The organism is Brucella pituitosa, from assembly GCF_003049685.1.
In the GTDB taxonomy this organism is placed as follows: Bacteria; Pseudomonadota; Alphaproteobacteria; order Rhizobiales; family Rhizobiaceae; genus Brucella; species Brucella pituitosa.
In genome coordinates this window covers 228,380-251,181 of the sequence record NZ_PYSY02000002.1, presented here as the reverse complement: position 1 = coordinate 251,181, position 22,802 = coordinate 228,380, and the positions used below count along the sequence as shown (strand labels likewise).

The window sequence follows — 22,802 nt, the reverse complement described above, 5'->3', positions numbered from 1 at the left end:
AACGCACCACAAACTGATTTAACACTTCAAATACAATCAGAAAAGATTTGTCAGAACCAGTTGATTGCTTGTCCGGCTTGCTGTCTAAGTATTTCTAATATCAAGCTCTTCGGATCATAGCTGTGACCACAGAACAAACCCCTTCCAACGTCATTTTCTCCCGCACTGCCGTCACGAGTACTGCAATGATCTTCGGCCTGACATATAGTCTCAGCGCTGCGCTCATCGCGCTCGACCTGGATGAAATGGGGTTCAGCGAAGCAATTATCGGCGCAAACGCGGCAATGCATGCAGTCGGTGTGCTTTGCATGGCCTTTTTGCTTCCGCGCCTCAGTGCATTGCTCGGCATGCGCTTGCTGGTGATCGTAGCCCTCGCCGCTGCGGCCCTGCTTCTCGGTTTGTTTCCCGCAATACCATTGATCTGGCTTTGGTTCCCGCTGCGCATATTGCTGGGGGCGGCTTCAGAAACATTGTTCGTCGTTTCGGAAACCTGGCTCAATTCGCTAAGTACGGACGAAAACCGCTCCAAGACCATGGGCATTTACACAGCTGCCCTGTCACTGGGCTTTGCGCTTGGGCCACTAATCCTCTCATTGGTCGGATCAAGCGGGTTTCTGCCTTATCTGATCGGCTCTGCCCTTGCGATCATAGCGGCACTTTTGATTGCAAGCCCCAAAGTCAGCGCGCCGCCGATTACCGACAAACCACATGGAAGCCCGCTGCATTATTTGGCACTTGCGCCCGTCGCACTCGCAGCAACCGTGTTGAATGCTGCCATTGAATCGGCTGGCCTGTCATTTCTGCCGCTCTATGCAGTCGATCTCGGCTGGAGCGAAAATCAGGCAACGCAGCTCATGTCCGTCATGATGTTCGGTGCAATCGTTCTGCAGATTCCCATTGGCTTTCTGGGAGATCGAATGAGCCGTCAGAGCCTGCTCATCATTCTCGCTGCCCTTTCAGCCGCAGGTGCAGCCGTCTGGCCATGGGCTCTTACTCTGCCATGGCTCACCTATACGCTGCTGTTTGTGTGGGGTGGTGCTTTCGTCGGCATTTATACAATCATGCTGAGCGTGGTCGGCAGTCAGTTCAAAGGTGCCCAATTGGTTGGGATTTATGCCAGCATGGGCCTGATGTGGGGTGTTGGTGCATTGATCGGCCCACTCTTTGCGGGAATCGCTCAGCAATATTTGACCCACGGCCTGCCGGTATTCGTTACCATTGCCTGCATACTCTTTCTGGTACTTGCCCTCACTTTGCGTCCACGTGCGGTGCTCGCAACCGAATAGTGTCTATTTTTCCAAAAACTTAACGCCACAGCGGCCTCCCAAAAGGAGGCCGTTTTTATGCAATCAGCAATAGATTTTAACGACTTATTTACCACGATTGTAAGAATATAGCCTCAGTAAACATGGCTTCGACTCGTTCGTGAATTCGGCTTTCGGCTAGCTTCTAATTTTTGGAAAAGTGAATTTCACATGGCAAACACTCATCAGGCACCCGGTTCACGCTCTATCATAGATGAACTCAACGCCCTGCGTGAGCGCCATACGCCTGCAGCACCAAAGTCGAGCGCTATGAACGAGCTGCACAACACATTGGCAGAATTGGAAAAGCGCCTGGGTCAGCTTGGTAGTGCTGCTCCTCGCCCCCGCGCTGTGGAACCACAGCAAGCCGACAGGCGCATTGAAGGTCTCGCAGAAATTGCTGAACATCTGCGCCGTCTGAGTGATGAACAAAATAAGGCCGAACAGCATAACACGCGATCGGCCCCGGTTTTTGCACCCCGCTTTGCGGAACAGCGCGAAGCGCCGGGCGCGTCATTTTCTGACGACAGTTCGTTGCGCCAGATCGATAGCCGTCTGGATGAAATCAGTCGCGCTCTGATTGCAGCCAGCCGCCATCAGATTTCAGATCATGAAGAAGCACTTCGTCTGGAGCGCATAGAACGTCGTCTCAACGAGCTGACACAGCAACTTGACAGCTCTGTTGCTGAACAAAATGCCGACACACTATTCCGCCGCCTTGGTGAATTGTCACAGCGCATCGACGCTCTAAGCGAAGGATCGCGTTTGCCTGAACAGGCAATCGACCAGCTGGCACAGCAGATCAATCTCCTTGCCCATCAGGTTGGCAAGGTTATGGAAAACCTGAACCAGTCCGATTATCACCACGTCGATGCCCGTTTGGAAGCAATCGACCAGAAGCTCGCTGCTGCTGAAAAATGGGCCAATGAGCCAAATCCTGCACTTTTTGAGAAGGTTGATAATCGTTTCAAGGAACTGACCAAGCGCCTTGATGCGCAATATGCAAGCCACTATGCTGAAGGTGGTATGCTTCACACACTCGAAGGGCGTCTGGACGATATTTCGCAACAGATATCGCTGAGCCTTTTGCAAACGCCGCAGCCGGAAGAAATCGCGCTTGCAGAAAGCGAAGCCATTCGCGGTCTCGAAAGCCAGATTGCAAATCTCGCGCGTCAACTGGCCAAGCCATCAGTCGAATTTGCGGAAATCAAGCCGCGCCTCGATGCAATCGAGCGTTCGATTTCAGACAACCGCGAAACGGTCCTGGACGCGGCTCGCGAAGCCGCTGAAACTGCTGTCGCCCATGTCCTCAAGCATGGCTCGCAACATGATACTGCGATTGCACTACAGCTTGCCAATGATATGAAATCACTTGAGGCCCTTGCCCGTAATGCTGACGAGCGGAATGGCAAGACATTTGAGGCTGTTCACGAGACACTCGTTAAAGTCGTTGATCGGCTTGCAAACCTCGAACAGCAGATCGATGCACAGCCGCATCTCCCGCAGGCACACCCAAAAGCCAAGGCAGTCGCAAATCCATATTCTGCTGCACCACAAGCGTTTCCGAACCTTGCTCCTCAGACAGCCGAAAAACACGCAAAGCCTGTCGTTGATGCACCGAATACCGATGAGAAACTCGCAAAGCTGACACCTAAGACGCGTCAAGAGCCGGAACTGAGTGCTTCACTGGATTCCGTTCAGCCTGACAATGACAGCGTGCTTGACCTCAATACAATCATGAAGCGTGTTCGCGAAGAACGCAGTCAGCACGAAGGCACGAAAGCTGAAACAAGCGGTAAGGCCGATCTGATCAGCGTTGCACGTCGTACTGCGCAGCAAGCGGCCGAGGAAGCAACCAGGCTTGAACAGCAATCAGAAAAGGCTCCTGAGAAGAAGAAAGGATCGATCAGCGATCTTTTCAACCGCCAGCGCAAACCTATTCTGCTGGCGATTGGTGCTGTGATGCTGGCAATTGCTGGCTTGCAGGCAGGCTCGGTATTCCTCGAACTCAATCAACAGGCAGAGCTTTCCGCAAAGACAGAAGCTGCGGCAATCGACAATGGAACGACTGCGTCTATCGCTCCCGCAAATGAAGCATTGCCAGCACCTAAAGTGCAGTCAATGCCGGAAGTGGTTGTACCTGAGACAGAGATTGCCAAGCCGCAGCAGGAAAGCAATCTGAATGCACCGATGCCAGCTCCGGCACCTCAAGAACCAACAATTGCCGATACGACTCCGGCTGAGGAACCGGAAACCACTGTAACCGAAGTGCCGGTCGAAGCAGGCCCCACAGCATTGCGCGAAGCCGCAATGACCGGTGACTCTCGTGCGCTGTTTGAAATCGGCAATCGCTATATGGAAGGCCGTGGCGTTCAGGAAAACTTGGCAGAAGCTGCAAAGTGGTTTGAGCAGTCAGCTGAAAAGGGCTTTGCACCAGCTCTTTATCGCATGGGCAATTTCAATGAGAAGGGGCTCGGCATGCCCCGCAATCTCACACAAGCAGTTGACTGGTATCAGCAGGCAGCAAAACAGGGCAATGCCAGCGCCATGCATAATCTGGCGGTGCTTTTTGCATCGGGTGCCAATGGTACACCCGACAATGCATCTGCCGTGCGCTGGTTTACCGAAGCTGCAGAGCTCGGCGTCAAGGATAGCCAGTATAATCTCGGCATTCTGGCCGCCAAGGGTCTCGGAATGCAGGTGAACCTTGAAGAAAGCTACAAGTGGTTTGCACTTGCGGCCAAAGCTGGCGACAAGGATGCAGCCGAAAAGCGTGATCAGATAGGCGAAGCACTGAAACCTCAGCAGCTTGAACGCGCCAAGGGCAGCGTGGAACTCTGGAAGGCTAAGCCACTCAATCAGGAAGCCAATTTAGCCGACATACCCGAGGGCTGGTCTGATGAGAAACCAGTCACTACTGCCTCAGTCGATATGAAGAAGGCCGTTCGTAACATCCAGCTCATCCTACAGAAGAATGGTTATGAAGTTGGAACCGCAGATGGTGTGATGGGTAACAAGACCCGCAACGCCATCGCTGAAATTCAGAAGGCCCACGGGCAAGAGCCGACGGGCGAAGTCAATCAACAGCTCGTGCAGCTCCTTCTCGAGAAGAACAAGTAGGCGTCAGGTCAAGGCCTGATGCTGTCCTGATCTGCGATAATTGATGCGGGATCGCAGTATAATTTTGCGGTCTCGTTGTCTTTGGTGTCGTTGGTAAATTTGTCCGTCGATGAATAGACACGCACTTCGGCATCTCTGATACCGTCTGCATCGCGCTTATCTTCAGTCACAACAAACGCATAGACGTAGTCACCACGTGCATAGCCCATTGCCATCGTCATATCGGTTGGGTGATTGATATTTGTGTCTTTTGTCGAAAACCATGTGGAATTGGTTTCGAAATAGAGTTCTGACGGCTTCGTCCCGACCACATAATTATAATAAGCTTCTTTTTTATCCGGGTGGGCCTTTGGGTCAGCGATACGGCAGAATTCTGCACGCGCATTGCGCTCAGGGATATTGCACGCAAATTGCGTCTGCCAAGGCGGAATGCAATTCGCCGTGGCTGGCAATGGGATAAATGCCGTAAGAGCCAGAATACCGTATCTCATCATGGCACAATCCTCCTGCTGCGCTGTGCCCCTGCGAATTACAAAGATTTCCGGAAGTGTCAACGGCACCAAAGGCTGTAGAATCTACCATCAACGAGTTTACTTTCTGCGAGAAGTAACAGCTTGAATCCAATTGCCGCCGCTTATTATTTAATCAATAAAACCAGGGGGCCATGTGATGCTTTTGCATGTTAATAACGAGATGGAAAATGGCGTAATTGCCAAAATACCCCTTGCACTGGACAAGGATATCAAAGGCTTTCAGGGGGACGCGATTGATTTTGAAATATCCTCATTGGATGGCCACCTCATTCCTGCTGAAGAATTCCATCCATATAAGTCGCTGTTCAAAGTTGTTTCCGGAAACTCTGAGCTGAAAAACATCTATATGGCGTTGTCATTCAATCTCAATTTCTCAACACCAGATGGCAAAAAAACTTCCATGGCGCGCTCCAGCCCGGCAGAAGAGTGGGCCATAACGAATGGGCACTATTATTCTGATGCAACGACATCGTTCGGTCTCACATCCGGAAGTAAGTTTGCAGGCGCCTACAGCGCAAGCATCACCAACCCATATCTTTATGTGATAAAGAATGGCAGCCTCATCGATAATAAAATATCGGACCCAATTGCGATCAAGGCGCAATTCTATCCATCTTCGTCACATTCGATCATAACCCCGAAGGAGCACATCAATATTGTGCTGAGCAACCGGCAAGGCTCATACGAATAGCCAGAGCATATCCCGAAAAGGGTGAATGGCTTTCGAACAAGACACGCGAGAGTAAATAGGTCGAGCGTCGTTCCGAGTATGAAGGTTTTATGGCTTGGCCAGACGCACATTGTTGTTCACAAACAACAATGTGCCATTTTCTTTTCTCATTATCGTTCAAAGTAACTCTATTCTCAATCGGGGTTTGACTTCCCTTGTTTGAGAGAGCAAGACCTTTAGGGCGCATTCTGAAAAGTGTGAAACGGTTTCAGAACTAAGATGCGCGTTAAAACAAACGATTAGAGCGTCGATCGCTTCAGCGAAATCGAAATCCGCTCTAAAGACTTGAGACAGACCTTGCGGCATGGCGCGACCGCATTGGCCTGCGTGTTGTGCGTTACAGAAACCGGGTTCGGAATTGGGTATTTACCTTCCCATTGCGGAATTATCGGTCAACATGCTGGTTCTGCTCGGCATGGGCGCTGCCGTTGGTTTTCTTTCTGGATTGTTCGGTGTGGGCGGCGGATTCCTGATCACGCCGCTGCTGATCTTTTACAACATTCCACCGGCAATTGCCGTGGCGACCGGCGCCAATCAGGTCATTGCTTCCTCGGTGTCTGGTGCGCTTGCACATTTCAAGCGGCGAACGCTCGACATCAAGCTTGGCCTGTTTCTGGTCGCGGGTGGTATAGTCGGATCGCTGCTCGGTATTTTCGTGTTCTCATGGTTACGCGACTTAGGCCAGCTCGATCTGATCGTTTCTATCCTTTATGTCTTCTTCCTCGGCACAGTCGGCGGGCTGATGCTGGTTGAAAGCGTGCGTGCACTGCGCCGTGTTAAAAAAGGGCAGGCAGGTGCGATCCGCCGTCCAGGGCAGCACACGTGGATTCATAAGCTGCCGTTCAAGATGCGGTTTCGCGCATCCACCATCTATGTCAGTATCATTCCGGTTCTCGGCATCGGCTTTTTCATCGGCCTTTTGTCATCGGTGATGGGTGTCGGCGGCGGCTTTATCATGGTGCCAGCGCTCATCTATCTGCTACATGTTCCGACCAATGTGGTTGTCGGCACATCGCTGTTTCAGATCACGTTCGTCACGGCATTCACGACTGTGATGCAGGCAACAACCAATCAGTCCATCGATATCGTGCTGGCATTTCTCTTGATGCTCGGTGGTGTGATTGGTGCACAATACGGTGCGCGTGCAGGCCAGAAATTGCGTGGTGAACAGCTGCGCCTGTTGCTTGCCTTGCTGGTTCTCGCCGTAGGCCTGCGTCTTGCGTTCGGCCTTTTTGTACGACCGGATAATCTTTTTTCGATCACAATAGCGGATATGTGACATGAGGAAACTCACGCTCATATCCGTTTTTCTTCTCTGCTTTGCAGCAGCCTCGGCATCAGCGCAGATCAATTCAAGTGGCGATGGCAATGGGGTGCCGCAGCTGCAAAATCCTGCTGAAGAAACCATCGAGATTGGTCTTTCAACCGAGACGATTGCCATTACTTCCAATTTTGGTGGCACCGATCTCACAATCTTCGGCGCGCTGGATAATGCTGATCCAATGATCCAGCGGCAGGGACGCTACGACATCATCGTCGTTCTGCAAGGGCCGGCGCGCGATCTGGTCGTACGCAAAAAACAACGCTATCTGGGCGTCTGGGTGAATGCAGATTCTGAAACCTTCCTTGGCGTCCCACTTTCTTACTCGTTAGCTTCGACACGCAACTTGCAGGATATTGCGGATGATAAGATCTACCGCCAGCTTTCTGTTGGTGTGCGCAATTTTTATCTGAGGCCCGAAGACCCGGCCAGCCTGTCGGGCAATATTCTGAAATTCGGCGACGAGTTGCGCGAGATGAAAATACGGCAAGGTCTTTACAGTCAGCGTATCGGCAGTGTGGAATTTATCTCGCGCACATTGTTTCGCGCAACGCTGAACTTGTCAGCCAATGTGCCAGTCGGCCGCCATCGCGCCCGAGCTCTTTTGTTCCGTAACGGTGTCTTTCTACGCGAAGCTAATGCCAGCCTTGAAATCGTGAAGGCCAGTGTCGAGCAAAGCATCTATGATGCGGCACACAAATACAGCTTCTATTACGGCTTGTTCGCGGTATTCCTGGCGGTATTCACCGGCTGGGCCGGACGTGTTTTATTCAAAAAAGATTAGCCGCCCATCAGCGCACCGCGAGCAATCGGGTAAACCTTGCCCTGGCCCAGCATATAAGCGCGCAGGGTCTCGTCGGCAAACAGCCCCCGAAAGGCGCGATCCAGAATATTCAGCGCACCCGTATAGGCTCCGAAAGCAGGCATGATGAGCCTTTCCCCGTCGCTTACAAAACAAGGGCGGCGCACCGACCGACCCCGTCGCACAATGCGGGCCGCCGGATGAAGGTGACCTGCAATCTCGCCCTGCCCGGCCTTGCGCGATGGTTCATGCCGGAAAACAAGCGGCCCGACTGCCAGTTCCTCCACACAATCGCCCGGTAGGTCGACCGGGCGATCCGGATCGTGATTGCCGATGATCCAGAACCAGTCGCGATGCTCTATCAGCGACTTCAGCCGGATGGCATAAAGCGACGGCAGGCGTTCGCTGGCCGTGGCATCATGAAAACTGTCGCCAAGGCTGATGACGGTTCGAGGCTGATAGCGTGCGATTGCCAGCGCCAGCATATCGAGCGTCGCTGCTGTGTCATAAGGCGGGATGAGCTGGCCGCGCCGGGCAAAGGATGAACCTTTTTCCAGATGCAGATCGGAAACGATGAGTATATGCAGGTCGGGCAGGAACAGTGCACCGGATGGATCGCACACAGCCGCAACGCCACGCACTTCCATATGGGCCAGACTGTAGGCCTCTCCGTTGCCCCACACGGCAGTCTTCATTGCATCGCCTCTCTGATCAGATCGTCCGCAGCCTCTTCAAGCAGCATTTCATCGCCCTCACCCGCCACACGCTCACGCCCGATTTCGAGCATCACAGGCAGCGCCAGCGGTGAAATCCTGTCGAGCGGCTTGTGCAAAAGATGACCTTTCACGCGTGCCAGCATGTCACCAAGACGCTTGATATCCAGAAGCCCGGTCGCAGCATCCGCGCGCGTCGCCTGCAGCAATATATGGTCGGGCTCGTGGGTCCGCAGCACGTCATAGATCAGGTCAGTGGAAACCGTAACCTGACGGCCTGTTTTCTCCTGTCCCGGGTGACGGCGCTCGATAAGCCCTGAAATCACGGCACAATTGCGGAAAGTGCGTTTCAGAAGATAGCTTTCATCGAGCCAGGCTTCGAGATCGTCCCCCAGCATGTCCTCGTCGAACAGGCGGGTGAGATTAAGCTTTCCGGTGCCGATCAGCGCGCCCATATCCTTGAGGCCCCAGAGCCCCAGCGAATAATCGGTCGCGACAAAGCCAAGCGGATGTGCGCCCATGCGTTCCAGACGACGCGTCAGCAACATGCCGAGCGTTTGGTGCGCCAGCCTGCCCTCGAACGGATAGGCGACCATGTAGAAGCGATTGCCGCGCGGAAAGGTTTCGATCAGCAGCTCATCCGTTGCAGGCAGCACGGATTTCCATTGCTGTACTTCCAGCCATTCCCGCACCTGTTCCGGCAAAAACTGCCAGCGTGTGCGGTCAGCGAGCATCGCGCGCACCTGTGCGGCGAGATAGGTAGAAAGCGGAAACTTGCCACCTGCATAGACAGGAATCTTGGCATCCTGCCCGGCAGCATTGGAGGCGATGCATTCATTCTCACGGATGCCTTCAAACCGCAGCACCTTTCCGGCAAACAGGAATGTATCGCCCGGTGTCAGCGTTTCGAGAAAATATTCTTCGATCCGCCCCAGAACACGTCCACCGCGCGCATTTCCACCCTTGCCGCCACGAGTAAGCCGCACATTCAGCTCCGGCGCTTCGACAATCGTGCCGATGTTGAGCCGATATTGCTGCGCAATGCGCGGATTGGACACCCGCCAAGCACCGTCCACGGTCTTGCGGATTTTCGCGAACCGTTCATAGGTCTTGAGCGCGTAGCCTCCGGTCGCCACGAAATCCAGAATGCGGTTGAATGTGTCTCGCGGGAGGTTCGAATAGGGTGCAGCACTCTGCACCTCACAATAAAGCTGATCGGCATTGAACGGCTCGGCACAGGCCATGCCGAGCACGTGTTGCGCCAGCACATCCAGCGCCCCATCGATCAAGGGTGGCGTATCCTGCGCGCCTAGATAATTGGCGTCGAGTGCGGCGCGACATTCCATCACCTCGAAGCGATTGGCGGGCACAAGAATGGCCCGGCTTGGCTCGTCCATACGGTGATTGGCGCGGCCGATGCGCTGCGCAAGGCGGCTGGCCCCTTTCGGTGCGCCGACATGAATGACCAGATCGACATCGCCCCAGTCGATCCCCAGATCAAGCGTCGAAGTCGCGACCACTGCCCGCAATGTGTTGGCGGCCATCGCCTGCTCAACCTTGCGGCGCTGGCTGGCATCAAGCGAACCATGATGCAGCGCGATGGGCAGCGTGTCCTCATTGACCCGCCAGAGTTCCTGAAACAGCATCTCCGCCTGACTGCGCGTATTGACGAATAAAAGCGTCGTGCGGTGCTGGCGGATCGCCTCGTAGATGTCAGGAATGGCATAGCGTGACGAATGGCCTGACCATGGCACCCGTTCGTCGGATTCGAGAATGCTGATTTCCGGCTTGGCGCCGCCGTCCACCGTCACAAGTCCGGCCATCGGCCCGGTGCCGTCCTGTTCAACCAGCCAGCGGCGCAGTTCATCGGGCTCAGCCACCGTTGCGGAAAGGCCGATGGTCTGCAATTGCGGTTGCAGGCGGCGCAGTCGCGCCAGCCCCAGCGCCAGCAAATGCCCGCGCTTCGAAATCACCAGCGAGTGCAATTCGTCCAGCACCACATAGCGCAGCCCCTTGAAGAACTGTTCCGCACCTTTGGATGCGATCAACAGTGCAAGCTGCTCCGGTGTGGTCAGCAGAATATCCGGCGGTACCAGCTTCTGCCGCTGGCGTTTGTGTGCGGGCGTATCGCCGGTCCGTGTCTCAATAGTTATGTCGAGACCCATTTCCTCAACCGGCACCGTCAGATTGCGATGGATATCAACGGCCAGAGCCTTCAGCGGCGAGATATAAAGCGTGTGAACTCCACGCTTCGCTAAGCCAGGCTTCAAGCGCCCACGTTTTTCCAAATCCACCAACGCCGGCAGAAACCCGGCCAGCGTCTTGCCCGCGCCGGTGGGCGCGATCAGAAGCGTGGACTGTCCCTGTTCGGCACGGGCCAGAAGCTCAAGCTGATGCGCGCGCGGCGACCAGCCCTTGGCCGCAAACCATTCGAGAAAACGGTCCGGCAAGGGAAAAGCGGCAGATGCGGCGGCGGGTTTCAGGTTCAGTGTCACGCCGTCAATCTAATCGCAGCGAGGCAAGCCGCCAAGGTGTTTGTTCACTTTTGTTCTCATTTTGTCAGCAGACACAACTTACCTCTCTTTTCGGAGCAATCGACGTGACCTATGTTTAGCCCATGCGTTTCAACCAGCTTCTCTGTTCCTCTCCCAAAGGCCTTTATTGCCCGCCCGGCGATTTCTACATCGACCCCGTGCGTCCAGTGGAACGCGCGCTCATAACCCACGGGCATTCCGATCATGCTCGCTCGGGCCACACCCATGTGCTGGCAACGCCCGAAACGCTCGACATCATGGCGCTACGCTATGGCGCAAATTTCGCAGAAACCACGCAACCGATAGGCCTCGGTGAAACTCTGACGATCAATGGTGTGCGGGTCAGTTTTCATGGTGCAGGCCATGTGCTCGGCTCAGCCCAGATCGCGGTAGAGAAGGACGGAATCCGCATTGTCGCTTCGGGCGATTACAAGCGCGCGGCCGATCCAACATGCGCGCCTTTTGAGCCGGTCGCTTGTGATGTCTTCATCACCGAAGCAACCTTTGCGCTGCCGGTATTTCGTCACCCGGATGCGTCGCACGAGATCGCGACGCTTCTCAAATCAATCCGGCAATTTCCTGAACGGGCGCATCTTGTCGGTGCCTATTCGCTGGGCAAGGCACAGCGGGTTATCAAACTCATACGCAACGCAGGCTACTCGGAACCGATCTATATTCACGATGCGCTGGAAAAGATCTGCGATTATTACCAGGCACAAGGCATCGATCTCGGTCCGCTTGAACCGGCAACGCTGGAACGTGACGAAGCGCAGCCGGATTTTGCAGGCAAGATCATCGTCGGTCCTCCATCGGCTTTTTCCGACCGCTGGGCGCGGCGTTTTCCCGATCCTATTTCGGCCTTCGCCTCCGGCTGGATGCGCATCCGCCAGCGCGCCAAGCAACAGGGCGTTGAACTGCCACTCATCATTTCCGACCATTGCGACTGGGATGAACTGACGGCGACAATTACGGAAATTGCACCCGCCGAAGTGTGGGTCACACATGGGCGCGAGGAAGCGCTTGTTCGCTGGTGCGAGTTGCAGAACACACCGGCCAAGCCGCTGCATCTCATCGGCTATGAAGATGAGGGCGATTGATGCGTGCTTTCGCTGAACTTCTTGACCGGCTGGTTCTGACGCCGCAGCGCAACGGTAAGCTTCGTCTGCTTGTTGACTATTTCCGTGCTACTCCCGACCCGGATCGCGGTCTGGCATTGGCGGCAATCACGCGCGATCTCGAACTGCAAAGCGTGAAGCCCGCCATGCTGCGCGTACTGATAGCCGAGCGCATCGATCCCACGCTCTTTGCCTATTCCTATGATTATGTGGGAGACCTCGCCGAAACGATTTCGCTTATTTGGCCCGGCCCCAGTGAAACCGCGCCCGGCGCAAATCTGCCACTTGGGATCGTGGTTCACGAATTGCAGAATGCCTCGCGCCGCGAAGGCCCGATGCTCGTGGCCGGATGGCTCGATCTGCTTGGCATTTCTGAACGTTATGCGCTGTTAAAGCTCGTCACCGGTGGTTTGCGCGTCGGGGTTTCCGCCCGTCTGGCCAAACAGGCTCTCGCCGATTTCGGCGACGTCGATATTGTGGAAATCGAGGAACTCTGGCACGGCCAGTCACCGCCTTATGAGGCGCTTTTCGCCTGGCTGGAAGGCCGTGGTGAAAAGCCTGCTGCCACCGCAGCCGCGCCGTTTCGCCCCGTCATGCTGGCGACAGCGCTCGATGAAGCTGAAATCCCCTTGCTCGATGCATCCGCTTACAGCGCCGAGTGGAAGTGGGACGGCATTCGGGTTCAGGCCGTTGCGGAAAACGGCGTGCGCCGTCTCTATTCACGCACCGGTGACGATATTTCCGGCGCATTCCCGGACATTCTGGAGGCTATGGATTTCGAAGGTGCCATCGACGGCGAACTGCTCGTCGGTCATCACGGCGAAACCGGCATAGAAACCGCCACGTTTTCCGATCTGCAGCAAAGACTGAACCGCAAGACCGTGAGCGTGAAGCAATTACGCGACTATCCGGCTTTCGTACGGGCCTATGATTTATTGCAGGAAGGGAACCAGCAGACCGGAGAAGACCTGCGCCCCCTGCCCTTTTCCGAACGCCGTGCCCGCCTGCAAAAATTCGTCGGCAAGCTCGACCCCCGCCGGTTCGATCTTTCGCCGGTGCTGCCTTTCGCTGACTTTCAGGAACTGGCGCAGTTTCGCGCCAATCCACCCCATCCCGTCATCGAAGGCGTGATGCTAAAGCGCCACGACAGCACTTACCTGCCCGGACGCCCGAAAGGGCCTTGGTTCAAATGGAAGCGCGATCCTTTCACCGTCGATGCCGTGATCGTCTATGCCCAGCGTGGACACGGCAAGCGCTCCAGCTATTATTCAGACTTCACCTTTGCCGTCTGGACAGGGCCGGAAGATGAGCCCGTGCTGGTGCCAGTCGGCAAAGCCTATTTCGGCTTTACGGACGAAGAATTGAAGCTGCTGGACAAGTTTGTGCGCGAGAACACCACCGAGCGCTTCGGCCCGGTGCGATCGGTTCGCGCCGAGCCCGATCATGGGTTGGTGGTGGAAGTTGCTTTCGAGGGTCTCAACCGCTCCACGCGCCATAAATCGGGTGTCGCCATGCGCTTTCCGCGTTTCTCGCGGCTTCGCTGGGACAAGCCGCCCCGCGAAGCGGACCGGCTTGAAACGCTGGAAAAGCTGCTGAGCTGATTATTCAGCCGCAGTGGTTACACGAATTGCAAAAATATCAACGGGCTTGCCTGCGCCACTGAGATCAGAATTGATTGTGATCTTGCCCGCGCGACCGGCAGACTGGCCCGCCTGAAAATCCTGATCGAACAGAAAATCATTCACGGAATCACGAACGTCATAACGTCTGCGCCCACAATCGCCGAGACCCCCAAAATCACAGTTAACCGACATCTGCGTGGGCTTGCCATCATCGCTGCGGGCAACAATATCAAAGGTCGCCTTTTTGCCCATAAGCTGGTTCAACACACCTTCGCCCACATCAAACGTGACACTGTCATTTGGGCCCTTCGACTGAACCCGAGCAAAACTGTTGGTGCCTTCACGCATGATTTCAGCAGTCGCGCCACCCTGCACTGACATGCGCGTAGCATCTGTCGGCGTGAAAATGTTGATCCAGGTGCGTCCTTCCGGATCTTCGCCTTCTTTAATCGGCGCCATGCGATTATCCGTCAAAAGCGGACTTGAACCATTGCTGCGCGTAAAATCCGCAAAACTGTTGTAAAGCGAGAAACCAATCAGCCCCAGAATAACGATAACCATTACCGGGATACCAACGCTGATAAGCGGTGAGCGACGCTTTTTCTTGCGATCCTTGCGGGAGACGCCTGCTTCATAACCCATATCGGCAGAGCCACGCTTTTCCTTTTTCGAGGCCGCGCGAATATCTGCTGTATCGAGCGCAGGACCAGCTTCGTAAGCACCTTCGCCCAAAACAGGGTCTGAGGATTCTGGTACGCCCAGCGACGGTTCCCGCTTAACGTTCGCCGCAGAACCAGACTTAAACTCAGCCTCGATCTCTGAAATAGCATCCTTGATCTTTTGACGTCGCTGCTGCTTCTGATCTTCACTAAGAGCAGCATTGGCGGTCAACGCGCGCTCGTGTGCACCCCAAGCCGCTTCATAAATGCGCTGACGGGTGACCGGATTATGCGCGTCCGACTTTGCGAATGCATTTCTGATTGCGCGTTCGATACTTTCCAAAGGGCTGCTCTTCCTTGGTTGCGTCTATGGGCTGGGCTCGTCGGGCACAGCCGGTTAAATGAGCCTCAGCGAAATTAACGTCTGAATCAAGGCATTTACCTGTTCTAGACCCATTTTGGCTACCCGCAGCAACTGTCAAAGATACCAAATATTAACTTTAAGCCTCATTTTCCCCGGACCTTTGCCAAAATGGCCTTCGAATAAGCTCTCATACTGCCTCGAATTTTTGCACTAATTTTTCATGTTGCTGTTAGCAAAAGCCATGCTAGAAATATTACGTTTACGAAAACGTCAATTTTTTGGAGGATAAAATGGCATTGCCGGATACTTTGAAAAACAGGCTGCGCATTCCCGTGGTCGGAGCGCCACTGTTTATCATTTCCAATCCGGCTTTGGTGCTGGCGCAATGCAAAGCAGGCGTCGTCGGCTCATTTCCGGCACTCAATGCGCGTCCCGAAGCGCAGCTGGACGAATGGCTAGCCGAGATTACCGAAGATCTCGCTGCTTACGATGCCGCGAATCCTGAGCACCCGGCCGCCCCTTTTGCAGTTAACCAGATCGTGCACCGTTCCAACAAGCGTCTCGAACACGACCTTGGACTATGCGTGAAATACAAAGTTCCCATCGTCATTTCCTCCCTGGGGGCGGTTCCTGAAGTCAATGCCGCGATCCATTCGTACGGCGGCATTGTTCTGCATGACGTTATCAACAATCGCCATGCCAACTCTGCGATCCGCAAAGGTGCGGATGGCCTCATCGCCGTTGCCGCAGGCGCGGGCGGCCATGCAGGTGCACTCTCACCCTTCGCACTCATTCAGGAAATTCGTGAATGGTTCGACGGCCCCCTGCTTCTTTCCGGTGCAATCGCCAATGGTGGCGCAGTTCTCGCGGCACAGGCCATGGGCGCAGACCTTGCCTATATTGGCTCACCGTTCATTGCTACGACGGAAGCCCGCGCTTCTGAAGACTACAAACAAATGATCGTTGAATCGAACGCTGCTGATATCGTCTATTCCAACTACTTTACCGGAATTGCAGGGAACTACCTCAAACCATCAATCGCTAAATCTGGCCTCGACCCTGATCATCTGCCGGAGGCTGACCCATCCAAGATGGACTTCGACAAAGTCCAACAGGAAGGCTCGAAAGCCTGGAAAGACATTTGGGGGTGTGGACAGGGTATCGGTGCAATTAAGGAAATTGCACCTGCAGCAAAGCTCGTTGATCGTCTGGCGCAGGAATACGAGCAAGCTCGCAACCGCATCTGCCCAGACGCATAATCACCATCCGTAATGACAACAAAGCCTCCTGTGACACATACCGGAGGCTTTGTTTCCAACTGGTCCGAACAAACGTGAAGAATATGCGTTTTGGACCTTGCTTTCCTCTATGGTTTTGGTTATCAGCGCACCGTTCGGTCACAAACAGATCGGTATTCCCTCGGGAATTTTGGAACCATGGTTCCGGGCCGCTTTAGCTCAGTTGGTAGAGCACATCATTCGTAATGATGGGGTCAGCAGTTCGAGTCTGCTAAGCGGCACCATATTTCTTATATTTCTCTATATTTTTCAATTGCTTAGCTCGATTTGACGAGTTTCAATCCACCCGAGTATCCACCCTATTATAATTCTTGGCTCGCATTGAGTGCGACAATCTGTCAGCGCTAGTGAAGTATGACTACCAATGGCGCTCGCCCTTTTGATAAACTTTGATATTAAATCAAATCGCCTCGCGCGCGCACCTTGTGGCAAAACTCCTCACGCGCGTGCGCGTGCGTACTGGTCGCGAAATTCGATATTCGCGCGTAGTCCGCCTGACAAAATTACCGCACCGTTGCTCTGCCACCTTTGCTGTTATCGAAGTTATTCGGTGATTAGCGAAAAAGGGGTCTGCGCAAAACTGAGCACCCCCCCCCTTCCTTAAAATTCAGGAGACCTTGGCATCAGGGTAATCTTAGGGTCAGAGCCCGCTTACTGAAATTTTAGTATGCCTCGCGTAGTGACCGGACTTTAATCGGTTTCCCCTCGCGATATGATGTCAGATAAATCGGTGTTTCTCTCGCGTAGTGATGTTGAATTAATCGGTAAAGCCTCACGCGTGCGCGCGTACTGCGCAGAAAATACCCTCGCGCGCGTGCGCGCATTGGTCCGCAAAGTCATTTCCTCCGCGTGACCGCCTTAAAAATTATCCTGCCAATAAAAATTTCATCAAATACGCAGAAAGCGAGCTGACAAAACTGACAGAACTCCCACGGCAACAGAAAAAACATTGAAACGCCCCATTTGGGAGCTGACGAAACCGACAAAACGTCAGCGATAAAAAAACTCAAACACGCCAGAACCGAACCCTCAAAACCTTCAAAACTAACTGCACAGCAGAAAAAATATCGAAAATGCCCCAAAGCGGAGCCTTCAAAACCCTCAAAACCCCTTGAGGCGATAACCGTCCAAAATTGACAGCCAGTAAATCGCAGTATTTTACTGACTGAAAACTCGCTATCGTGGCGTTTAGTGTTCAGGCGAGCCATTTGGCTGTCAATTTTTTGAGAAGATTAATAAAAAAGATTATCGCTGCTGGGCTGCTGTCCATAATTGCGTCTCAAGCTACTATGGCCGACACACTAGGTTCGGTCAATTTACCACCTCGCGTTTCGAAGCAGGACTTCGTCATCTATATGGCTGGGGTGATGGCCGCAGGATTGTATTGCGAGGGGCTGGAACTCAACGGTTCCTACATCCAAGGTTTTCAAGATGCGACCGGCCTCATGCTGCCATTTGCTGAACCGGGATACAGAGAAGAATTTAATAGGCGAGAAAAGGAAGCAAAGGAGGATACGGAAAATTACTGCAAGCTTGCGATTGTAATGTTTCACAAAGATGCAGCACCGGGGCCTCTGCTGGCACCGTTGCTAATGAATAAAATTCCAAAGGATTAGTTTTCGGGCAACCTCAGGCATTATGCGCCTATGAAATCGGACAGAACTGACGGCTCCTTTTTGCATACATGGCGGCACGACCATTCTCGGCTCGACAGCGCGACGTATTTTTCTCATAGTCGCGAATGTGGGTTAGGGGAAAAGATATGATTTCGAGACGTGCTTTGTTATTCGGACTTTTGGGAACAGTCGTGTCGGGGACAGCTGAGGCGACGCCGGGGGCAGTAAATAAGCAGGGATGCCATGGACGGCCACGTCATTGCCATGCTCCATCCGAAATTAGAAAATCAGGCAAGCGCCGGTTTGTGCCAGGACACTTCTTAAAATCGGGCAAGCGGAAGCGGCGCAGAAAATAGATGCTTTCCGTGTTTTTGGCAGCGTTGGTGTCGGTTTATCCTGTCCCAGACAAGAGAGCGGCACAACTTTCACCAACTGAAATTGCCTGTAGTGGCTGCGGTTGCCGAGGTGGCCCCGGTTGGCGTGTCCACAGCACTGGAAAGTGTGCCAGTCACAAAACCTTGGCTAAGGAATGTGGCTCACCGCCGAATGACACGCTTTGCACGTTCGAGAATGCTGGTCGCTTCGGAGCGCGCTCCTCTTTGCCGCCCGCTGCAACCGGCTTGCTTGCCGTGCCTGCTAACGTGAGCGAACCTGAGCGGGAAATCATCGGAACAGCGAGCGTGATAGACGCCGATACAATTGAAATACACGGCCAGCGAATTCGCCTATTCGGCATTGATGCGCCCGAGGGAAGGCAGACTTGCCGCGATACAGAGGACAAAGAATATCGCTGCGGGCAGATCGGAGCGAACGCCTTAGATGAATACATTCAAATGTCTCAGCCTATACGCTGTCAGAAAAAGGATACAGACAGATACGGCAGAATGGTCGCGACATGCGAAACAGCCAAAGGCGAAGACATTGCCGCATGGCTGGTTAGAAGCGGACACGCCCTTGATTGGCCTCGATACTCTCAGGGACGATACCGGGAAGACCAGCGCTTTGCTGATCAAGAGGGCATTGGTATCTGGCAAGGCCAGTTCATAGAGCCTTGGGAATGGCGTTCAAGCCGTTAGCGCCTCGCCCGCACGCGCGTACTACGCAGAAAATCAGCCGTCATAAGTCGGCCTATAGACTGACTCAAAAAAAGCGGCTTTTCAGCCGCCAACTGAAATCGGATAAATCGGTGAGCCTCGCGTGATGACCGGAATTAAATCGGTGAGCCTCGCGCGCACGTGTTGATCCGAAAACAGTGTTGCCGAATTATGTCTCAAACTGTCAATCACACGAAAGATGCCTAAATCTCACTCCTGTGTAATTTCGAAACCATCCGACATTAAAGAACCCGTACAAGTGTAATAATTGGTGCTTACTCTACGAGAAAAGCTCACAACAGTACTTTCTGCTATGTCTCCATCGAGGTTCCCTCGAAAATTATCCGCAAATAGCTGCATCAGTAAAGAGGGCGATGTGATTAATCGATTATCTGACTCTGAATATCCAGCATAGATACGCATTCTGAATAATACCTGCTTACATTCGGCTTCGAAGTTCCAGTTAGCAGGCACTTTAGGAATATCGATACCGACTGCAAACAACGTTAGTGTGTTATTATTGGGGTTATATCCCGCCCCCGTCATATAGTTTCGCCAACCACTAACCGAGCCGTCCAATTCAAATCCAGCACCAATTTTTTCTTTTAGCATTTGTTTAGTAGAGAACACGCCAAGATCAAAAACTGATATAGGCGTGCTTCTCATCTCAGATATTGAAGATTGAGTATCGGCTAACGCAATGTTCGCACTGATTAAGCCAATTGATAATAGCAGAATGCTGATTTTCATGTAGCCCCCTGTACCACTGGCTTGAACGTACGATCTGAGAGACCAGCCACCACCACGATTCGAATTGTTTCAGGCAATGCTTCTTTAGCCATTAATCTCCCGTACTCGCTTGGAGGCGGCAGCAATGATAGTTACAAATCTGCTTTGAATGTCAACATAAGACAACAGGCATCACCGCGAACGAACCGTGCCCATGTAAGCTTTCCGGCAATGTTCCTCGCAGTATGGGTGTCCACTTTGGACAACCTCACCACAGAACAGGTGAAGCTCTCCAGCCTGCGCCTGATTAACTGGCCACTTGCATTGATGCCGCGAAAGGTCAGCGAGCGGGAAGCCTTCATGCGGACGTGTCAGCTTATCGAGCATGTGAAGCACCTCCGAAAGCTGGCTGCTTCTCCAACGCATCGAGACGCGCGCGAACAAAAGCCGGGGTGAGCAATCCATTCATGAGGCGCTTACGGCATCCATCCAGCACGCGCTCATGCAATCTGCTCAAATCTGAACCGAATACGGTCGCTAAAAACTTATCGGCCTCTGGCTGCGATGGGATTGAAGGAAAAGGCGTCCTATCATCCTCACCGTTTGCTGCGAGTGCGTAGCCGTTTTTTTTCTTTGCCGGGAAGTCGGGGGAGCTTGCTACGGCGCTTTTGGTTTGCGCGCTGCGCTCCCCCTTAACGTCACCCATAACTGGATAACCGTCGCTGTCTTCATAGCCGTTTATTACAGGTAATCCTGTAAGGTATTCCTTTAAGGTATTTGGTGGCATTTTCTGCCCACCTTGATGGGCACTTTCTGCCATCCTTGGTGGGCATATATTGCCGTCCTTATCATTTTCAGGGTGGGCAACTTCTGCCACCCTTGCAGGCCCAAGGTGGGCATTATTTGCCATACTGGATTGCGGCCTACTGCGTACATTCTGATCGGCTTTAATCTCGCGCTGACGTTCTTCCAACTCCTGAACGTACATCTGAACTCGCTCATGATGCGGGTTGTCGATGCGATAAACCGTGATGCCATTCTTGCGGCCAACCGGAATGAGATAGCTATGCTGCTCAAGAAGCCTGCGGGCCTTAACTGCTGTGTGGTGTGAACGCAGACCGGCGCGAATAAAGACACGGCTGTTTGAAGCGTAAGCAGTCGTTGTCTGGAGTGTCTTCTTGTCGATGGTGACGAGGGACGCATAGACGATAATCAGATTGAGGCACTGACCAGCGCGCAAGAGCGGATCGGCTGAAACCGTCTCGAATAGCGAGAACTTGAATGCGGCCAGTTCCTGTTTTGCCTGATCGAACGCATTCGGGCTTTGACGGCGTGGGAAGGCGTGAACCTCGGCGGATGAATTGGCGAGCTGGCTCATGCGCCTATACCTCCCGGTACCTTGCCGAAATTCTCGCGCTCATCAACGAAATCCTCGTCGGTGTCTTCCAAGTCTGCATCCCCGTCAATCTGATCGAGAAGCGCGATAGCTTCATCAATCCATTGCTCCAGAAACAGACGGCGCAGGCGGTTAATGGCAGGGCTGCTCATTTGGCTGCTCCATTCTTCGGGAACAACGCAAAGGCGATACGCCGAGCAGCTTTGAGAATGAGAAGCGCCAGAACAACGCGGATGAGTTTCATGCTCAAAACTCCCCGACTTTGCGCACCAGCACGGCATCAATTGCCGCCTCATATCGATAGACAATTTCGCCATCTGAAAAGGGTATGCGGGGATCGAAGCGAAAGCATCGCCCGTCATTTTTGCAGTCATACGGACTAAAGCGAACGACGCTTAAAATCTGAACCTTGCCAGCGTCCAGCACCTCATAATACCCGTCGCCCTGCCATTTTTCGGAAAGGGGTGCAGGTTCGGGCAGCTTTGGCTCTGGGGTTGCTCCAGTCACCACAGCGGGCAGTGCAGCTGCGGCGCTTGCGGCGGGGAAAAGCTTGAGGAAGAAGCGGCGGTTCATGATGACGCTCCCTTATTTTTCAAGCAGATCAGCAGGTAACCTACTTCATGATTGATGTCCGACCGGAACGGCTCGCCGTGAAGTTGCTGCATCAGGAAAGCCAAATCGTCGGCTGCTTCCTGGATGGTGCGCGCAATTGCCTGTCCATCTTGGACAGTTTGACCGAAGGCGTCTGCCACAAGCTTTTTGTTGGTCGAATTCATTGAACGACCTCCAACGCCTTGAGCATATCCGCATGGGCAACAAAGGCTCGGCGGCGTGTATCCGATGTGGCGAACAAAATTTCGTCGCGAAGGCCCGCGGATAGGCAGAAGACATATTGACCATGCTTATTCTTGCTGGCGAGTGACAGAGACAGCCAGCGTTCAATCATCGCATCCATGATGGAAGCCATGTTCTTTAGCTCCCAAAGAGCGCCGTTCAGGTCTTCTAGGCGTACACACGCCTCGTCTGACAAATGCTGCTCATTTTTAGACAAGCCTTCGGCGTGAGCCGGAATCGCATGTTCCGTCATTGGACTTCTCCAGATTTTCAGAATTGGTTAAATCGGTCTCGCCCTTGTCGGGCGTACTCTCTCAGAGGGGTTCAAAAGAACCGTCACACTACGCTGCAAGAAGCCTCGAAATCTGGGCTTCCATATCGCGGCGGCGGCTCTGAATATCGACGCTCCAAGGCTTATATGAAAGCAGTTCGATCTGTTCACGAAGTGCTTCCACCTTTGCCAGTACCGGATTGCTAATGCGCAAGGCTGCATCCTTGGCGCGCTTCCACGACAGCATGAGGAGCCAGTTGAAAGTGCCGCGATTGAAAACGCGCTTGCTGTACTGGCGGCGATAGCTCGCCCATGCTTCATTCATGATTGCTGACAGGTTGAACATTTTTAACCATCTTTAGTGTAATATTATTCGTTAACCATAACGATAATCGTTACATATAGACGTGTCAACATAAATTCGTTACACATAACGAAAATAGTTATGCGAGGTAATGATGCTCTCTCCTGAACAATGCCGTGCTGCGCGTGGCTTGGTTGCTCTATCGCAAGACGAACTGGCAAAAGCTGCGCGCGTGGGAGCCTCCACCGTCCGCAACTTTGAGGCCGGTCGCTCCGTACCTGTCATCAATAATCTGGAAGCGATAAGCAAAGCACTCGAAGCGGCTGGCGTCCAATTTCTCGAAGATGGACAGGTAGCAAGCGGGCCGGGAGTGGCGTTGAGGAAATAACCCTTTAGCTCTAACGGGTAGCAATTTGCCAAATTCTGAATGGAAAGAACTAGCC

The 22,802-nt window shown here is 53.4% G+C and carries 24 protein-coding genes, 1 tRNA gene and 1 pseudogene; 12 read left to right on the top strand and 14 right to left on the bottom strand.

The annotated features are described in order from the left end of the window. The first annotated feature begins 122 nt into the window (after positions 1–122). Both C9380_RS13505 and C9380_RS13500 read left to right on the top strand, forming a co-directional pair. Positions 123–1,286, top strand: coding sequence for an MFS transporter (locus tag C9380_RS13505; protein ID WP_318265058.1), 1,164 nt, complete (start codon positions 123–125; stop codon positions 1,284–1,286). A gap of 189 nt (positions 1,287–1,475) precedes the next feature. Further along, positions 1,476–4,424 carry a peptidoglycan-binding protein gene (locus tag C9380_RS13500; RefSeq protein ID WP_128093774.1) on the top strand — a complete coding sequence of 983 codons (2,949 nt, stop codon included), beginning with the start codon at positions 1,476–1,478 and terminating at the stop codon, positions 4,422–4,424. 8 nt (positions 4,425–4,432) lie between these two features. Here C9380_RS13500 and C9380_RS13495 read toward each other — a convergent pair whose 3' ends face one another. Beyond that, the gene (locus tag C9380_RS13495; RefSeq protein ID WP_128093773.1) at positions 4,433–4,918 is read right to left on the bottom strand and encodes a hypothetical protein; all 486 of its coding nucleotides are present in this window, start codon (positions 4,916–4,918) and stop codon (positions 4,433–4,435) included. 175 nt (positions 4,919–5,093) lie between these two features. On the opposite strand from C9380_RS13495, the gene C9380_RS13490 reads away from it, so the two are divergent. The 3 genes from C9380_RS13490 (at position 5,094) to C9380_RS13480 (ending at position 7,792) form a co-directional block, all read left to right on the top strand. Further along, on the top strand, positions 5,094–5,648 hold the full coding sequence (locus C9380_RS13490) for a hypothetical protein (protein WP_100556854.1): 555 nt from the start codon (positions 5,094–5,096) through the stop codon (positions 5,646–5,648). A gap of 436 nt (positions 5,649–6,084) precedes the next feature. Continuing rightward, positions 6,085–6,966 carry a sulfite exporter TauE/SafE family protein gene (locus C9380_RS13485; protein ID WP_024896833.1) on the top strand — a complete coding sequence of 294 codons (882 nt, stop codon included), beginning with the start codon at positions 6,085–6,087 and terminating at the stop codon, positions 6,964–6,966. Position 6,967: 1 nt separating this feature from the next. Beyond that, on the top strand, positions 6,968–7,792 hold the full coding sequence (locus tag C9380_RS13480) for a TIGR02186 family protein (RefSeq protein ID WP_128093772.1): 825 nt from the start codon (positions 6,968–6,970) through the stop codon (positions 7,790–7,792). On the opposite strand, the gene pdeM is transcribed toward C9380_RS13480, so the two are convergent. Both pdeM and C9380_RS13470 read right to left on the bottom strand, forming a co-directional pair. Beyond that, on the bottom strand, positions 7,789–8,505 hold the full coding sequence (gene pdeM, locus C9380_RS13475; RefSeq protein WP_128093771.1) for a ligase-associated DNA damage response endonuclease PdeM: 717 nt from the start codon (positions 8,503–8,505) through the stop codon (positions 7,789–7,791). The two genes, C9380_RS13480 and pdeM, sit on opposite strands and share 4 nt — an antisense overlap. Continuing rightward, a complete protein-coding gene (locus C9380_RS13470; protein WP_128093770.1) occupies positions 8,502–11,018 on the bottom strand; it encodes a ligase-associated DNA damage response DEXH box helicase in 2,517 nt (838 codons plus the stop codon). Before C9380_RS13470 ends, pdeM begins: the two co-directional genes overlap by 4 nt. Before the next feature lie 122 nt (positions 11,019–11,140). On the opposite strand from C9380_RS13470, the gene C9380_RS13465 reads away from it, so the two are divergent. Together C9380_RS13465 and C9380_RS13460 are read left to right on the top strand one after the other, a co-directional pair. Then, complete coding sequence (locus C9380_RS13465) at positions 11,141–12,154, top strand: ligase-associated DNA damage response exonuclease (RefSeq protein ID WP_128093769.1); 1,014 nt, start codon at positions 11,141–11,143, stop codon at positions 12,152–12,154. Then, positions 12,154–13,773 carry a cisplatin damage response ATP-dependent DNA ligase gene (locus C9380_RS13460; RefSeq protein ID WP_128093768.1) on the top strand — a complete coding sequence of 540 codons (1,620 nt, stop codon included), beginning with the start codon at positions 12,154–12,156 and terminating at the stop codon, positions 13,771–13,773. The genes C9380_RS13465 and C9380_RS13460 overlap by 1 nt, the downstream gene beginning before the upstream one ends. Here the strand turns inward: C9380_RS13460 and C9380_RS13455 are convergent, their stop codons facing one another. After that, positions 13,774–14,796: a hypothetical protein gene (locus C9380_RS13455; RefSeq protein ID WP_128093767.1), complete on the bottom strand. Its 1,023-nt coding sequence runs from the start codon at positions 14,794–14,796 to the stop codon at positions 13,774–13,776. It lies immediately after the preceding gene. Positions 14,797–15,107: 311 nt separating this feature from the next. On the opposite strand from C9380_RS13455, the gene C9380_RS13450 reads away from it, so the two are divergent. After that, positions 15,108–16,076, top strand: a complete 969-nt coding sequence (locus C9380_RS13450; protein ID WP_128093766.1) for an NAD(P)H-dependent flavin oxidoreductase — start codon at positions 15,108–15,110, stop codon at positions 16,074–16,076. 187 nt (positions 16,077–16,263) lie between these two features. Beyond that, positions 16,264–16,339 (top strand) — tRNA-Thr (locus C9380_RS13445). 612 nt (positions 16,340–16,951) lie between these two features. On the opposite strand, the gene C9380_RS13440 is transcribed toward C9380_RS13445, so the two are convergent. After that, positions 16,952–17,323, bottom strand: a complete 372-nt coding sequence (locus C9380_RS13440) for a hypothetical protein (RefSeq protein WP_128093765.1) — start codon at positions 17,321–17,323, stop codon at positions 16,952–16,954. Here C9380_RS13440 and C9380_RS13435 point away from each other — a divergent pair, their 5' ends adjacent. Together C9380_RS13435 and C9380_RS13430 are read left to right on the top strand one after the other, a co-directional pair. After that, entirely contained in the window at positions 17,324–17,731 is a 408-nt protein-coding gene (locus tag C9380_RS13435; protein WP_128093764.1) for a hypothetical protein, read from the top strand. It abuts the gene before it with no gap. Positions 17,732–18,087: 356 nt separating this feature from the next. After that, entirely contained in the window at positions 18,088–18,807 is a 720-nt protein-coding gene (locus C9380_RS13430; protein ID WP_128093763.1) for a thermonuclease family protein, read from the top strand. A 228-nt stretch (positions 18,808–19,035) separates the two neighbouring features. Here C9380_RS13430 and C9380_RS13425 read toward each other — a convergent pair whose 3' ends face one another. The 9 genes and pseudogenes from C9380_RS13425 to C9380_RS13390 all read right to left on the bottom strand — a co-directional run bounded on the left by C9380_RS13425 (position 19,036) and on the right by C9380_RS13390 (position 22,401). After that, complete coding sequence (locus C9380_RS13425) at positions 19,036–19,575, bottom strand: hypothetical protein (RefSeq protein ID WP_128093762.1); 540 nt, start codon at positions 19,573–19,575, stop codon at positions 19,036–19,038. 171 nt (positions 19,576–19,746) lie between these two features. After that, entirely contained in the window at positions 19,747–19,941 is a 195-nt protein-coding gene (locus C9380_RS13420; RefSeq protein ID WP_128093761.1) for a GcrA family cell cycle regulator, read from the bottom strand. Continuing rightward, complete coding sequence (locus tag C9380_RS13415; RefSeq protein WP_128093760.1) at positions 19,931–20,341, bottom strand: hypothetical protein; 411 nt, start codon at positions 20,339–20,341, stop codon at positions 19,931–19,933. The genes C9380_RS13420 and C9380_RS13415 overlap by 11 nt, the downstream gene beginning before the upstream one ends. Then, positions 20,323–20,932: pseudogene (locus tag C9380_RS13410) on the bottom strand (hypothetical protein). Before C9380_RS13410 ends, C9380_RS13415 begins: the two are co-directional and overlap by 19 nt. Continuing rightward, positions 20,929–21,102, bottom strand: coding sequence for a hypothetical protein (locus C9380_RS26870; protein WP_164844659.1), 174 nt, complete (start codon positions 21,100–21,102; stop codon positions 20,929–20,931). The pseudogene C9380_RS13410 and the gene C9380_RS26870 overlap by 4 nt, the downstream one beginning before the upstream one ends. A gap of 94 nt (positions 21,103–21,196) precedes the next feature. Continuing rightward, complete coding sequence (locus C9380_RS13405) at positions 21,197–21,523, bottom strand: hypothetical protein (RefSeq protein ID WP_128093759.1); 327 nt, start codon at positions 21,521–21,523, stop codon at positions 21,197–21,199. After that, a complete protein-coding gene (locus C9380_RS13400; RefSeq protein ID WP_128093758.1) occupies positions 21,520–21,726 on the bottom strand; it encodes a hypothetical protein in 207 nt (68 codons plus the stop codon). Before C9380_RS13400 ends, C9380_RS13405 begins: the two co-directional genes overlap by 4 nt. After that, positions 21,723–22,037: a hypothetical protein gene (locus tag C9380_RS13395; RefSeq protein ID WP_128093757.1), complete on the bottom strand. Its 315-nt coding sequence runs from the start codon at positions 22,035–22,037 to the stop codon at positions 21,723–21,725. The genes C9380_RS13400 and C9380_RS13395 overlap by 4 nt, the downstream gene beginning before the upstream one ends. 88 nt (positions 22,038–22,125) lie before the next feature. Next, positions 22,126–22,401, bottom strand: a complete 276-nt coding sequence (locus tag C9380_RS13390) for a hypothetical protein (RefSeq protein ID WP_128093756.1) — start codon at positions 22,399–22,401, stop codon at positions 22,126–22,128. Between the two features lie 109 nt (positions 22,402–22,510). On the opposite strand from C9380_RS13390, the gene C9380_RS13385 reads away from it, so the two are divergent. Continuing rightward, on the top strand, positions 22,511–22,747 hold the full coding sequence (locus C9380_RS13385; RefSeq protein WP_345772260.1) for a helix-turn-helix domain-containing protein: 237 nt from the start codon (positions 22,511–22,513) through the stop codon (positions 22,745–22,747). The last annotated feature ends 55 nt before the right edge of the window (positions 22,748–22,802 follow it).